The following is a 14,229-nucleotide window of genomic DNA, read 5'->3' on the forward strand; positions in this document are numbered from 1 at the left end:
CTATTCCAATTCGGAGCCTATCAAGCGTGACGCTCGGTGGCTGTGACCGAATTGTCGCTTATTGTGAAATTACGCTTTCGCCGAAATTTCGGTTCCGCAACCGGAACTGTAATGCACGACAAGCAGCATAGCGTCCGCGCTGTACAGAAATAACGAGCCCTACCTCACCCCCGCCACCACCATCACCACCACCGGCAACGTCGCCGCCGCCAGCAGCGTGCACAGCACCACCGCGCCCGAGACCGGGTTCACCAGCCGCTGATACTGAACCGCGAAGATGTACGCATTCGCGCCGGTCGGCATCGCCGCGAACAGCACGACGACGCCTGTCACGATCGGCGGCAGGTTCAACAGCTTTGCCATCGCGAACGCCACCGCCGGCATCGCCAGCAGTTTTAATGCGCTCATCGCGGCGACGCTTCGCATCTCGCCCTTCACCTCGAAGCGGAACAGATTGATGCCGAGCGCGATCAGGGCTGCCGGCGATCCCGCCTGCGCGAGCAGCTCGACCGTCTTGTCGACAACGGGGTTGAGGCCGAGTCCGGCAAGACGCCAGACCACGCCGAAACCGATCCCCAGCATCAGCGGATTGCGCGAGAGATCTGCGAGCACGGGCCGGATGATCGCGAAGGGCGAGCCGGTCCGCTTGCGGCTGACCAGCTCCATTTGCAAAATGCCGCAGAGCCAGAGCAGCGGCGTGTTCACCGACAGGATCAGCGACATCGGGCCCGCGGCCTCGTTGCCGAGCGCGGAGAGCGTCAGCGGAATGCCGAGCATCACGATGTTGCCGTAGACCGAGCCGATCGCGAACACCACGCCATCCTCGCGGTCTTCCCGCCGTTCACGCATGAATGCCGAGATCATCAGCGCCGCGATCCAGGTCAGGGCGAGCGCGCCGTAATAGGCGCCCCACATCCGCCACGGGCTGACGTCGGGGAATTCCGAGACGACGATGGTGCGAAACAGCAGCGCGGGGATCGCGATGCTGAAGGCGAATTCGGAGATGCCCTTGTGCGCGCCCTCGGAGACGAAGCGAAACAGCACCGACGCATAGCCGGTCGCGATCAGCGCAAACACCGGCGCGACGATCAACACGGTGGCCATGCGGTCCTCCCCTCACGGGGAGATTAGGCCGACCACCCCACGCAGCTCTCGATCATGCCATCATGCCGGTGTTTTGCCCGACGTGTCAAAGGAAATTCGTAAAATCCGTAAGGCCGTGAGAATTCGCAAGGCCGGCCAGGGCCCGGGCTACTGTGCATGGGGTTGTTTTGGCGATTTGGGGCCGGAGTGGCCGCCCTGTTGCCGAGACCGCACAGCTCCCGACCTTTCGCTTCACGCCTCGTTGCCAACGAACGCCCGTTCACCCACACTCCACCCGACTCGACATTTGGGGGAATCGATGCCGGCGTTTCGCTTGAAGACATCCTTGGCTGCCGCAGGCCTCTCGCTTGGGCTCGCCGTTGTGGTCCAGCCGGGCACCGGCTTTGCCTACACGCCCGAGCAGCAGCAGGCCTGCACGCCCGATGCGATGGGCCTGTGCGGCGAGTTTGTCCCGAATGTCGATGCCATCACCGCCTGCATGATCCGGAAGAAGGCGCAGCTGTCGCCGCAATGCGCGGTGTTCTTCCGCCGCGGGCCGGAGCCGGGCGAGGTCCGCGCCGGTGCGCCTACCAACATCAAGCCGGTCGTGGCGAAAAAGACAAAACCGAAGAAAAAGAAAAAGACCGACGACGGCTAGGCGCTCGCGTCCCCTTTCACGACCCTCTCGACCCCTTGCGCGTCAAAGTGACTCACGGGCATCAGCCTTGCGACAGCCACCGGACTCGTTTTGTTCGCGCAGGCCGCGCGGGCGCCTGCAGCGATTGCGACCACGCGCAACGGGAAAAACCGCGTGAGGATTTGCGCGGCGAGGTTGTCGTCCGCTCTTCCTCTTGAAATGGCCCGGAAAACGCGCGAATGGCCGCGTGAACAGCGATTCATGACGGTTCGTGTCTGTCGTCGCACGCAGCAGTGTGACTCAAAGCCAACACGTCCTGTTATTTAGTGGCTCTGAGTCAACTCTCGATAAATTTATCTTTCACGAATCAGCGCGGTGATTCATTTTCGTAGCCTGGGGTCAATCTGGAGGCCAGAGGTATGAACGTTATTGTTTTTGCATCGCGTAAAGGCGGCTCGGGCAAGAGTACCCTGGCTGCACATCTTGCTGCGCAGATCAAGGCGAGCAAGCAGGTGATGCTTGTGGATGCGGATCCGCAAGGTTCGCTCACGCTGTGGCACAAGCTGCGTGGCACCAACGAGCCGCCGATCAAGGCGGCGGTGAACTCGGTCAGCGGCATCGTCTCCGCTGCCAAGCGCGACGGCTACGAATGGGTGTTGATCGACACGCCGCCGAATCTCTCGGCCGTGGTCGACGACGCCATCAAGAACGCGACGATGGTGGTCATCCCGGCACGGCCCGGCGTGTTCGACGTCAACGCGGTGCAGGAAACCATCCAGATGTGCCGCGCGGCGCGCAAGCCCTACGCGGTCGTGCTCAACGGTGCTCCGGCGCGTCGCGACGAATCCGAAAGCCCGATCGTCACCATCGCCCGCGAGGCGCTGGCAAAATTCCGCGCTCCGGTGTGGGGCGGTCAGATCACCAACCGTTCGGATTTGCTGATGGCCCTCAGCCACGGCGAAGGCGCGCGCGAGTATCAGGCCGAGAGCCGTGCAGCTCAGGAAATCGGAAGGCTGTGGGCGGCGATCGAGCGTTCAGTGAAAGCCATTCGCGGCACGGCGTCGGCATCCGGCGCAATGCACAAGCAGGCGGCATAATTTCATCAATCATTCCCCGGACGACAAACGCGCGGAGGTCCGCGCGTTTTGCGTTTGTAGGGTGAGGATGAAGGCTAAGCCACCATCAGCATGTAGAACACGATGACCGGCGACAGCGTCAGGATCACCGACCAGATGCCGACGGCCCAGATGATGTCTTCGGTGGAAAAGCCCTGCTGTCCGGCGTCGTAATGCGACGCCGCATCATTCTGATTGTTCAAGATCGCCCCCGCGATTTCTTCGCTTATGGGTCGAACGATACGCGGGATGTTTTAAAATTCCGGGCCGCTGGCGCGCTTGCATTTTGAGCGCATTTGTCACCACGGGTTAACCATCCCGCGACCTCCCCTCGTCAAGCGAGCCAGACCCGAAACAGCAGCACCGGCATCAGGCCGAGCATCACGGCCCAGAAGCCGAACGACGACACCACCAGGATTCCCTGCAAAAGATCGGCAGGCGCGAAGATTTCCGCCGCGGTCGGGCGAACGCGTTGCCCCATGGTCATTCCCCCTGTTTGAAGACTTTGCAGGGAAACGATAGGCGCGATTGCGTAAACGAGGCGTGGATGCCTCATGCGGCAGGTGCGAACGGAGTTCGCGCGCGGTTAACCAAGCGGTGCGCGTCTTTCCCTCTCCCCTTGCGGGAGAGGGTGGCTCGCCGCGGAGCGGCGAGACGGGTGAGGGGTCTCTTTCCTCACGCGCAGTTTGTCAGTCGACAGATACCCCTCATCCGGCGCCATAGCCGAAGCTTTGCTTCGGCGTTCTTAAGAACGGCGGCCGAAGGCCGCCTATGCCACCTTCTCCCGCAAGGGGAGAAGGACGAGCGGGCTTACGCCGCGACTCTCATCCGCCGCTCGATCTCGCGATCAATCGTGGCCGCGAGCTCGCTGCTCACTTCCACCATCGGCAGGCGCACCTCGGGGCTGTCGATCAGGCCGCATCGCCACAGCCAGTACTTAGCCGGCGCCGGGCTCGGTTCAGTGAAGAGCAGCCGCGTCAGCTCGGCGACCTCGTGCCAGCGCGCCTCTGCCGCATCCGGGTTGCCGCGCTTCAGCTCGGCATGCACGGCGGCGAAGGTTGCGGTCTCGAGATGCGCCGACAGCAAAATGCCGCCGTCGGCGCCGTCGCTGAGCGCCTCGAAATAGTTGCCGTCCTCGCCGGTCAGCACGCGAAAGCCCTGCGGCCGGTCGCGCAGCAGCGCGATTGACTGCTCACGGCTCGCGCCGCAATCCTTCAGGCCGATGATATTGGGATGCTCGGCAAGCCGCAGCAGGGTCTGGTTGGTGATGCCGACGGCGCAGCGATAGGGGATGTTGTAGAGCGCGAGCGGCCAGGCGGCGTGATCGGCCAGCGCTTCGAAATGCGCGAGGATGCCGCGCTGCGACGGCCGCACGTAATAGGGGCTCGCGATCAGATAGAAGTCGATCGGCCAGTCCGCGGTCTCATCCAGCCGCTCCTTCATCCGCGAGGTGTCCGCGCCCGAAAGGCCAAGGCCAATCGGCAACGTCCGGCGGCCGGCCGCCATCTCGTCGCGAACGATGGCGACGAGGCGTTCCAGCTCGGCGTCGCGCAGCGTCATGCCTTCGCCCGAGGTCGCGCCCAGGATGAAGCCGTCGATGCCTTGCGTGCAGTAGTGCCGCGTCAGCCGCCGCAGCGATGTCTCGTCGAGACGGCCATCGCGAAACGGCGTCACCAGCGGCAACCAGAGCCCATGCATATGGGTTCGCAAATCGGTCATGTTGTTATCTCCTTCTCAAGGAAAAACCTGAGACGGAGGGCACATGAAAAAACCCCGTCCAGGCGGCGGGGTTTTCGGGATTTGCTTGCGATGACGAAGCGGTGATTAGCGCGCGCAAAAATCCGAGGTCCCCGGGTGGGGGCCTTTTTTCGAGACGATTGCGCACGACTTCGTGATCATTTGGAAATGATGCGGGGTATGCCCAAAACTGTCAATACACGCGGAAGGCGAAAGCCGAATTGGGCAGAAAAAAAGCCGGACCCGAAGGCCCGGCTTAGGTATTGGCCACGTGAGGCCGACACAATCACCTTCCAAGAGGGATTACTGAACTCCCGCGCCACTGGAGGAGGGGGACAAATGCGCAACGCGAAGGCTCAGCGTGTAAACATTATGGGCTTGACCCGCGGCATGCAGCAACAGCCGAGGCCGCATGTCAGACATGCGGAAATCAGGACGGCCAGCGCTGCGCCTTGCTCACCACGAAGTCGCGGAACACCTGCACGCGCGCGACCGTCTTCAGCTCTTCCGGATAGACGAAATACGTATCGAGCTGGATCGAATCCGATTCGCCGAACAGTTGTACGAGGCGGCTCTGTTCTTCGATCAGATAATCCGGAAGTGCCGCGATACCGAGACCCTGCTGACAGGCGCGCACCAGGCCAAGGATGTTGTTGACCTTGAAATACGCTTCGCGCGGACCCGAGCCGTTGCGACCGGCTTCGATCAGCCAGTTGCGATTCTGCAAATGCGGCGCGAAGTTGCCGTCGGACAGCGTGATGATGCGGTGGGAGTCGAGCTCCTCCAGCGTCCGCGGCGTGCCGAAGCGCTTGATGTAGTCAGGCGAGCAATAGGCGTGGAAGCCCATCGCGAAGAGCTTGCGCTGGATGAGATCCGGCTGCGTCGGCTTGCGGGTGCGGATCGCAACGTCCGCCTCGCGCATCGACAGGTCGAGTTCCTCGTCGGTGACGATCAGCGAGATCCGGATCTCCGGATAGAGCGCGGTGAATTCGCCGAGCCGCGGGATCAGCCAGTTGATGCCGACGCCGGGCGTGGTGGTGATCTTGAGATCGCCGCTCGGCCGCTCGCGGCTGTCGGTCAGTTTCGCGCGCGCCGCCTGCAGTTGCATGAACACGTCATGCGCGGTGCGGAACAGGAGATCGCCCTGCTCGGTGAGGATCAGGCCGCGGGCGTGGCGGTGGAACAGCGAGACCGAGAGCTCCTGCTCCAGCGCCGAGACCTGGCGTGAGACTGCCGATTGCGACAGGCCGAGCTGCTCTCCCGCATGCGTGAAGCTGCCCGCTTCCGCCGCCGCGTGAAACACCTTCAGCTTGTCCCAATCCATATCCGTAAATCCGTCGCGTGTTCGAGGCATGATCGTTATTCCGCTGCCGCGCGCTCGCTGGCGCGCAGGGCCAAGAAACGTTCGGCCTCGAGGGCTGCCATGCAGCCGAGGCCGGCGGCCGTGACGGCCTGGCGATAGGTTTCGTCAGCGACGTCGCCGGCGGCGAACAGGCCGGGCACCGAGGTCGCGGTCGAGTTCGGGGCGACCTCGACATAGCCCGACCGTTTCAGCTTGACCTGGTCTTTCACGAGCTCGGTCGCCGGCGCATGGCCGATGGCAACAAAGACGCCGTCGGTCTTCACGTCCGAAAGCGCACCGGTCTTGACGTTCTTCAGGCGCACATGGGTGACCTTGTTCGGGTTCTCGGTGCCGCAGATCTCGTCGACGGCGGAGTCCCAGACCACCTTGATCTTCGGGTGCTTGAACAGGCGCTCCTGCAGGATGCGCTCGGCGCGGAAGTGATCGCGGCGATGCACGATGGTGACCTGGGAGGCATGGTTGGTCAGGTACAGGGCCTCCTCGACCGCGGTATTGCCGCCGCCGACCACCACGACGTCCTTGTTGCGGTAGAAGAAGCCGTCGCAGGTGGCGCAGGCCGACACGCCGCCGCCCTGGAATTTCGCCTCGGAGGGCAGCCCGAGCCAGCGCGCCTGCGCGCCGGTCGCGAGGATCACGGTTTCGGCGAGATAGACGTCGCCCGAGTCGCAGGTCAGGCGGAACGGCCGCTGCGTCGTGTCCAGCTTGGTGACCAGGTCGGTGACGATCCTGGTGCCGACATGGACCGCCTGCTTCTCCATCTGTTCCATCAGCCAGGGGCCCTGGATCACGTCGGCGAAGCCCGGATAGTTCTCGACATCGGTGGTGATGGTGAGCTGGCCGCCAGCCTGCATGCCCTGGATCAGGATCGGCTCGAGCATCGCGCGCGCGGCGTAGATCGCCGCGGTGTAGCCCGCGGGCCCGGAGCCAATAATGACGACCTTTGCATGAACAGGAGCGGACATATTCACGGACGCCTTTCACCGGGGGATTGCAGCGCGGGCGCGGAACGTGCCGGGAGGCCTCGCGGAGGCGCTGAAATATCAGAGCTAATCTAAGCCTTCTGGTGAGCTATGCAAGAATTGCATTCCCTGTCGGCGGATTTTTCCAACAAGGAACAAAAGTCGATTGCGCTGCACGCGCAATAAAATTGCTCAGTTGACTCGGATTGGGCTATGAGGATTGCGACAGACCCACCCGATACCGCCGTAAGGCCAGGAGTTCCAATCACGTGTCGCGGAACCTAGACGAGATCGACCTCAAAATTCTCGCCGAGATCCAGGCCGACGGCCGAATCACCAATGTCGAGCTCGCCAAACGGGTCGGGATCTCCCCCCCGCCATGCCTGCGCCGCGTCCGGGCGCTGGAGGAGGAGGGCTACATCCACGGCTACCGCGGACTGCTGGACGCGCGAAAGCTCGGCTTCGACGTCACGGTGTTCGCCGCCGTGCACCTGTCCAGCCAGGCGGAAGCCGATTTGCGCGCCTTCGAGGAATTCGTGCGCGCCGAGCCGCTGGTGCGGGAGTGCTGGATGCTGTCCGGCGAGGTCGATTTCATCCTGAAATGCGTCGCGCCCGACATGGCGACCTTCCAGGATTTTGTGACGCACCTGACCGCCGCGCCCCACGTGCGCAACGTGCGGACCTCGCTGGTGCTGCACAATTCGAAGTATGAGGCGGCCGTGCCGCTCGACGTAAAGGGACGGCGGTAGGAGTCACCGCCGCATCGCATCCACACTGATCGGACCGCTGCCGGCGGCTGCGAAAAAGAGGCACGCGAAGCACAGTACGATCGCCAGCGCGCCGTCGTTGACGACGGGAAAGAAACTGTGCGGCAGGTGCTCGATGAAATAGGCGAAGGCCATCTCACCGGACAGGATGAAGGCAGCCAGTCGCGTGAAGAGGCCGATCATCAGCAGGCCGCCGAGCACGAATTCGAACATGCCGGCAACGCCCCACAGCGACAACGGCGTGACCTCGGAAAACATCTCCACCGGCGGAAACTTGAACAGTTTGGCTACGCCATAGTGAAACAACAGTAGCCCGGTGATGAAGCGGAACAGGCTGAGCAGATAAGGCTGGCTTTGCGCGGCGATGCGATCGATGTCCATCGTGTCCTCCCTTGCTCGGACGGCAGCGCCGAGCATGACGGAGGACAGTGCGGTTCACAATCGCGCGCTGGACACATTGCGAAACAGAAAAAGCCGCGCGGAGCGCGGCTTTTCAGGCAGCTGTGCGGAGTGGATTACCGCCACTCCACCTTGGTGATCTCATACGCCTTGGCGCCGCCGGGGGCGTTGACCTCGACGGTCGAGCCCTTCTTCTTGCCGATCAGCGCGCGCGCCAGCGGCGAGGTGATGGAGATGCGGCCCTTCTTGGCGTCGGCCTCGACCTCGCCGACGATCTGCCACACCGCCTTCTTCTCGGTGTCCTCGTCCACCAACGTCACGGTGGCGCCGAACTTGATGGTGTCGCCGGAGAGCTTGGAAATATCGATGATGTCGGCGCGCGCGAGCTTGTCCTCGAGCTCGGCGATGCGGCCTTCATTGTGAGACTGCTCTTCCTTCGCGGCATGGTATTCCGCGTTCTCGGACAGATCGCCGTGCGAACGCGCCTCGGCGATATGCTCGATAATGCGCGGACGGTCCTCAGACTGGCGCTTCTTCAATTCTTCCCCGAGTGCGGCAAAGCCGCCCGCTGTCATCGGAACCTTTTCCATCTCTTCTCTCGTCCTTCAGTCGCGCGCCCTGCAAAAACGGAGGGCGCGCCAACCTTGATTCGTCAGTATGTCCGGGGGCTGAACATGCCGCCGCCGGAGCGTTATGTGGGTCTGGCGCCGGAACAGAACAACCACATGGCCGGACAGTTCCTCCGGCCATTGTGGCTTCTTTGCCAATCACTTAGCGGACGGCTTAACCTTCAAGGCCTGGCCCTCCGCTCGCGATCAGGTTTCCGAAAAGTAGCTCTGCAGGGTACGAACCTCAAGGTCTCCGCCAAGGTAGGCGCGGATGCCCTGCGCGGCCGCCACGGCCCCGGAAAGAGTGGTGTAATACGGCACTTTATGCAAGAGGGCCGCGCGCCGCAGCGATCGGCTGTCGGCAAGCGCCTGCGGGCCTTCGGTGGTGTTGAAGACCAGCTGGACGTCTCCGTTGGTGATGGCGTCAACGATATGCGGCCGCCCTTCCAGCACCTTGTTCACCTTCTCGGTCGGGATGCCTTCGTCGGTCAGGAAGCGCGCCGTGCCGGAGGTCGCCAGCACCTTGAAGCCGAGCGAATGCAATTCGCGCACGGCCTCCGCGATGCGGGTCTTGTCGCTCTCGCGCACCGAGACGAACACCGTGCCCTTGCGCGGCACCCGCGTGCCACCGCCGAGCTGGCTCTTGGCGAAGGCGACCGCGAAGGAGCGATCGATGCCCATGACCTCGCCGGTCGAGCGCATCTCCGGACCGAGCACCGTGTCGACGCCGGGGAAGCGGGCGAACGGAAACACCGATTCCTTCACGCCGACATGCTTGAAGTCGGCCTTCTTCAGCTTGAAGTCAGCGAGCTTCTCGCCGGCCATGATGCGCGCCGCGATCTTTGCGACCGGCGTGCCGACCACCTTGGCGACGAACGGCACCGTGCGCGAGGCGCGCGGATTGACTTCGAGCACGTAGATCTCGCCGTCCTTGATCGCGTATTGCACGTTCATCAGGCCGACGACGTCGAGGCCGAGCGCGAGTTCGCGCGTCTGCCGCTCCAGCTCCTCGATCATCTCAGGCTCGAGCGAGTGCGGCGGCAGCGAGCAGGCACTATCGCCGGAATGGATGCCGGCTTCCTCGATGTGCTCCATGATGCCGACGATGAAGGTGTCCTTGCCGTCACAGAGGCAGTCGACGTCGATCTCGGTGGCATCGGACAGATAGCGGTCAAACAGCAGCGGGTTCTTGCCGAGCACGGTGTTGATCTGCCCGGTCTTGTCGTTCGGGTAGCGCGCCTTGACGTCGGCCGGCACCAGCTCCGGCAGCGTGCCGAGCAGATAGTCGCTGAGCTGGTTCTCTTCGCGGATGATCTGCATCGCGCGGCCGCCGAGCACATAGGACGGGCGCACCACCAGCGGCAGGCCGAGATCGGTCGCGACCAGGCGGGCCTGCTCGACCGAATAGGCGATGCCGTTCTTCGGCTGCTTCAGCCGCAGCTTGTCGAGCACGCGCTTGAAGCGGTCGCGGTCTTCGGCGAGGTCGATGGCATCGGGTGAGGTGCCGAGGATCGGCACTTCGGCGGCTTCCAGCGCATGCGCGAGCTTGAGCGGAGTCTGGCCGCCGAACTGCACGATGACGCCATGCAGCGTGCCGTTGCTGCGCTCCTTCGCGATGATCTCCAGCACGTCCTCGGCGGTGAGCGGCTCGAAATAGAGTCGATCCGCGGTGTCGTAGTCGGTCGACACCGTTTCCGGGTTGCAGTTGACCATGATGGATTCGTAGCCGGCGTCATGCAGCGCGAAGCAGGCGTGACAGCAGCAATAGTCGAACTCGATGCCCTGTCCGATACGGTTCGGGCCGCCACCGAGGATGATGACCTTCTTCTTGTCCGACGGCGAGCTCTCGTCGGCGACGCTGCCTGCAAACGGCGATTCGTAGGTCGAGTACATGTAGGCGGTGGGCGAGGCGAATTCGGCCGCGCAGGTGTCGATGCGCTTGTAGACCGGACGGACGCCGAGCGCGTGACGCTTGGCCGTCAACTCGGCCTCCGTCGTCTCGGCGAGCACCGCTAGGCGCGCGTCCGAAAAACCCATGGCCTTGAGCGTACGCATGCCGAAGGCATTGCCGGGCAGGCCGTGCTTCCTGACCTTCTCCTCCATGTCGACGATGCCGCGCATCTCGCCGAGGAACCAAGGGTCGATCTTGCAGGAGTTGAAGATGTCCTCGTTCGACCAGCCGAGCCGCATGGCCTGCGCGACCTGGAGAATACGGTTCGGCGTCGGCGTACCGAGCGCGGCGCGGATCGCATTCTTGTCGTCGTCGCGGCCGAGGCCTTCGATCTCGATCTCGTCGAGGCCGGTCAGCCCGGTCTCGAGCCCGCGCAGCGCCTTCTGCAGGCTCTCCTGGAAGGTGCGGCCGATCGCCATGACCTCGCCGACCGACTTCATCGACGTCGTCAGCGTGGTCGATGCACCCGGGAATTTCTCGAAGGCGAAGCGTGGGATCTTGGTCACCACGTAATCGATCGTCGGCTCGAACGAGGCCGGCGTCGCGCCGCCGGTGATGTCGTTGGCGATTTCGTCGAGCGTGTAGCCGATCGCGAGCTTGGCCGCGACCTTGGCGATCGGGAAGCCGGTGGCCTTCGAGGCCAGCGCGGATGAACGCGACACGCGCGGATTCATCTCGATCACGACCATGCGGCCGTCTTCCGGATTGACGCCGAACTGCACGTTGGAGCCGCCGGTCTCGACGCCGATCTCGCGCAGCACCGCCAGCGAGGCGTCGCGCATGATCTGATATTCCTTGTCCGTGAGCGTCAGCGCCGGAGCGACCGTGATGGAGTCGCCGGTGTGCACGCCCATCGGATCGAAATTCTCGATCGAGCAGACGATGATGCAATTGTCCTTCTTGTCGCGCACCACCTCCATCTCGAACTCTTTCCAGCCGAGGACGGATTCCTCGATCAGGACTTCGTTGGTGGGGGACGCGTCAAGACCGCGCTCGATGATGTCGAGGAACTCTTCCTTGTTGTAGGCGATGCCGCCGCCGGTGCCGCCCATGGTGAAGGAGGGACGGATGATCGCGGGCAGGCCGATCTCGGACAGCGCCATCATGGCCTGTCCGAGCGCATATTCCTGGTAGCGCTTGCGGCGGTCGCCTTCGCCGAGCGTCCACTGCCGCTCGAGCTCTTCGAGCGCCGCACCGGTCGCCTTGGCGCGCTCGGCCTGATACTTGTCGCGGAACGACTTCTTCAGTTCGGACGCATTGGCGAGCCGCGACTTCGGCGTCTCGAGCCCGATCCTGGTCATGGCCTCGCGGAACAGCTGGCGATCCTCGGCCTTGTCGATGGCATCGGCCGTCGCGCCGATCATCTCGACGTCGAACTTGTCCAGCGTGCCCTGCCGGCGCAGCGACAGCGCGCAGTTCAGCGCGGTCTGTCCGCCCATGGTCGGCAGCAGCGCGAAGCCGCCGGGAATGACGTGACGTTCCTTCTCGATGATCTTGGCGACGATCTCTGGCGTGATCGGCTCGATATAGGTCGCATCCGCCAATTCCGGATCGGTCATGATCGTGGCCGGATTGGAATTGACGAGGACGATGCGATAGCCCTCTTCCTTCAACGTCTTCACCGCCTGCGTGCCCGAATAGTCGAACTCGCAGGCCTGGCCGATCACGATGGGACCGGCGCCGATGATCAGGATGGTCGAGATGTCGGTTCGTTTAGGCATCACCGCTCGCGGGCTGGAATTCGGGCACAAAAAAAGGGCGCGCTTGCCGCGCGTCCCCATTTGGCGAGAGCGCGGGGGTCTCCCTCGCGCGCGGGTGGGTCTTAGACCAGTTTTCGGGGCGGCGAAACCCCGAAAAACGCCCCATCAACCGGCAATTTTGACGGGTTTCAGCCGCGCCTGCCAGCCACGGGCGAGATGCACCAGAAGCGAGGCGGCAACGCTCGTTCCGCCGATCCAGCCGAGGTCGTTTGGCGAGAGGGTGGCCAGCACGGCCCCGCCCAGGGCCCCGCCGATGGCGAAGCCGAGATACATGGCGGAGGCGTTGAGCGAGAGCGCGATCATCGAGGCCTGCGGCTCGATCCGGATGATGCTGGCGATCTGGGCCGGATAGAACGCCCAGCCCGAGAGACCCCAGAGGAAGATCGCGCCCAGCACCGCGTAATGTGCCTGCCCCGGCAGCAGTTTCAGGACGAGCGAATGCAGGATCAGCGCGCTCGCCATGCCGGTGAGCCCGAGCGCCGCGGTGGCCATCGTGCCGAGCCGGTCGGCCAGGACGCCGCCAAGCATATTCCCGATCGCGGCTGCGCCGCCGAACACCAGCAGGGCAAGGCTGATCTGCGAGGCGTCGAAGCCGAGGCCGCGCAACGGGACCGCGAAATAGGTGAACACGGTGAAGCCGCCAAGCGCCCATAAAATCGTGATCAGAAGCGCGATCACGACATTGCTGTGACGCGCCACCGCCAACCTTTCGCCGAGCGAGGCCGTGTTGCGCGGCAGGCCGCGAGGCAGGCCGAGCAGCAGGCCGGCGAGCGCAGCAGCGCCGATCATCGCAACCATGGCGAAGGTCGCGCGCCAGCCCAGCCAGCTGCCAACGAGATTGCCGAGGGGCACGCCGACGACGGTCGCGACCGTGAGGCCCGAGGTGACGAGCGCCACCGCACGACCGCGCCGTTCCGGCGAGGCGACGGCGACCGAGACGGCTAGCGCCGTCGGCATGCACAGTCCGGAGCCCAGCGCCATCAGCATGCGCGAGGCCAGCAGCAGGGCGTAGTTGGATGCAACCATCGCGGCGAGGTTTCCGGCGATGAAGGTCACGAGCGCGAGCGCCAGCACGGTGCGGCGGTCGATGTTGTTCAGCGTCACCGCCAGGATCGGCGAGCCCACGGCGTAGGTGAGGGCGTAGGCGGTGACCAATTGGCCGGCGGCCGAGACCGAAATCGAGAGGTCGCTGGCGATCGACGGCAAAAGCCCAGCAATGACAAAGCTTTCTGTGCCGATCGCAAAGGCCCCCAGGGCCAGCCAGAACACGCTCATTGCATATAATCCTATGTTCAATGTTTATTGAACTATCGAATACGACTGTCTGGGAGTCAATTGGTTCAAGAACTATTGAACATTACGGCCGCATCGCTATGATTCAGGGATCATGAGCCGCACACCTCCCCACCCCACCCGCGAGCAGATCGAGCTGCCGCTGGTTCTGGATTGTCTGAGCGATCCGATCCGGTTGGCGATCGTGTATCAGCTCGCCCAGCAGGAACGTGTCAGCAGCGAGCTCCGCTGCGGCGACTTCAACGGCCTCTCCGGCAAGTCGAACCTCGCCTATCACTTCGCAAAGCTGCGCGATTGCGGGCTGATGCAGACGCGCGTGGCGGGCACGAACCGCTTCATGCGGCTGCGTCGCGAGGATCTCGAGGCGCGTTTTCCCGGGCTGCTCGATGCCGTGCTCAAGTCAGCGGCGAAGGACGCGGACAGGCTTCAGCTTGTTGCGGAGTGCGATGTGGTGGAGGCGGGGTGAGATTGGGATCCGTCGAAGCGTGCCCGTCTTCGCCCTTCGGGCTTCGCCGAGGCAGCCTTCGCTACGACAGGGCTTGCCTAGCCGAAGCTGG

The 14,229-nt window shown here is 63.7% G+C and carries 14 protein-coding genes; 4 read left to right on the plus strand and 10 right to left on the minus strand.

Annotation, left to right across the window (positions count from 1 at the left end):
* Positions 1-159: 159 nt before the first annotated feature.
* Positions 160-1,104 (minus strand): AEC family transporter, encoded by a 945-nt coding sequence (locus V1280_RS36045; protein WP_334535399.1) that lies wholly within the window; start codon positions 1,102-1,104, stop codon positions 160-162.
* Positions 1,105-1,402: 298 nt separating this feature from the next.
* Here V1280_RS36045 and V1280_RS36050 point away from each other — a divergent pair, with 298 nt between their 5' ends.
* Both V1280_RS36050 and V1280_RS36055 read left to right on the plus strand, forming a co-directional pair.
* Positions 1,403-1,741 carry a hypothetical protein gene (locus tag V1280_RS36050; protein ID WP_334535400.1) on the plus strand — a complete coding sequence of 113 codons (339 nt, stop codon included), beginning with the start codon at positions 1,403-1,405 and terminating at the stop codon, positions 1,739-1,741.
* Positions 1,742-2,139: 398 nt separating this feature from the next.
* Positions 2,140-2,817 (plus strand): ParA family protein, encoded by a 678-nt coding sequence (locus tag V1280_RS36055; protein ID WP_008135848.1) that lies wholly within the window; start codon positions 2,140-2,142, stop codon positions 2,815-2,817.
* A 74-nt stretch (positions 2,818-2,891) separates the two neighbouring features.
* On the opposite strand, the gene V1280_RS36060 is transcribed toward V1280_RS36055, so the two are convergent.
* From V1280_RS36060 to trxB, 5 genes are all read right to left on the minus strand, one after another.
* On the minus strand, positions 2,892-3,038 hold the full coding sequence (locus tag V1280_RS36060) for a hypothetical protein (RefSeq protein ID WP_254134304.1): 147 nt from the start codon (positions 3,036-3,038) through the stop codon (positions 2,892-2,894).
* A gap of 131 nt (positions 3,039-3,169) precedes the next feature.
* Entirely contained in the window at positions 3,170-3,316 is a 147-nt protein-coding gene (locus V1280_RS36065) for a hypothetical protein (RefSeq protein WP_187434883.1), read from the minus strand.
* Positions 3,317-3,645: 329 nt separating this feature from the next.
* Positions 3,646-4,554: a 4-hydroxy-tetrahydrodipicolinate synthase family protein gene (locus V1280_RS36070; protein ID WP_334535401.1), complete on the minus strand. Its 909-nt coding sequence runs from the start codon at positions 4,552-4,554 to the stop codon at positions 3,646-3,648.
* 448 nt (positions 4,555-5,002) lie between these two features.
* Entirely contained in the window at positions 5,003-5,926 is a 924-nt protein-coding gene (locus V1280_RS36075) for a LysR family transcriptional regulator (RefSeq protein ID WP_187436649.1), read from the minus strand.
* A 5-nt stretch (positions 5,927-5,931) separates the two neighbouring features.
* A complete protein-coding gene (gene trxB, locus V1280_RS36080; RefSeq protein ID WP_334535402.1) occupies positions 5,932-6,897 on the minus strand; it encodes a thioredoxin-disulfide reductase in 966 nt (321 codons plus the stop codon).
* 266 nt (positions 6,898-7,163) lie between these two features.
* Here trxB and V1280_RS36085 point away from each other — a divergent pair, with 266 nt between their 5' ends.
* Positions 7,164-7,643, plus strand: a complete 480-nt coding sequence (locus V1280_RS36085; protein ID WP_027534298.1) for an Lrp/AsnC family transcriptional regulator — start codon at positions 7,164-7,166, stop codon at positions 7,641-7,643.
* A 3-nt stretch (positions 7,644-7,646) separates the two neighbouring features.
* Here V1280_RS36085 and V1280_RS36090 read toward each other — a convergent pair whose 3' ends face one another.
* From V1280_RS36090 to V1280_RS36105, 4 genes are all read right to left on the minus strand, one after another.
* Positions 7,647-8,042 carry a DoxX family protein gene (locus V1280_RS36090; protein WP_442895263.1) on the minus strand — a complete coding sequence of 132 codons (396 nt, stop codon included), beginning with the start codon at positions 8,040-8,042 and terminating at the stop codon, positions 7,647-7,649.
* 134 nt (positions 8,043-8,176) lie between these two features.
* Positions 8,177-8,650 carry a transcription elongation factor GreA gene (greA, locus tag V1280_RS36095; RefSeq protein ID WP_027534300.1) on the minus strand — a complete coding sequence of 158 codons (474 nt, stop codon included), beginning with the start codon at positions 8,648-8,650 and terminating at the stop codon, positions 8,177-8,179.
* 225 nt (positions 8,651-8,875) lie between these two features.
* Entirely contained in the window at positions 8,876-12,340 is a 3,465-nt protein-coding gene (gene carB, locus V1280_RS36100; RefSeq protein WP_334535404.1) for a carbamoyl-phosphate synthase large subunit, read from the minus strand.
* Between the two features lie 144 nt (positions 12,341-12,484).
* Positions 12,485-13,654, minus strand: a complete 1,170-nt coding sequence (locus V1280_RS36105) for an MFS transporter (protein WP_334535405.1) — start codon at positions 13,652-13,654, stop codon at positions 12,485-12,487.
* A 112-nt stretch (positions 13,655-13,766) separates the two neighbouring features.
* Here V1280_RS36105 and V1280_RS36110 point away from each other — a divergent pair, with 112 nt between their 5' ends.
* Entirely contained in the window at positions 13,767-14,138 is a 372-nt protein-coding gene (locus V1280_RS36110; RefSeq protein WP_334535406.1) for an ArsR/SmtB family transcription factor, read from the plus strand.
* Positions 14,139-14,229 lie beyond the last annotated feature (91 nt).

The organism is Bradyrhizobium sp. AZCC 2230 (assembly GCF_036924495.1).
GTDB classification, from domain to species: domain Bacteria; phylum Pseudomonadota; class Alphaproteobacteria; order Rhizobiales; family Xanthobacteraceae; genus Bradyrhizobium; species Bradyrhizobium rifense.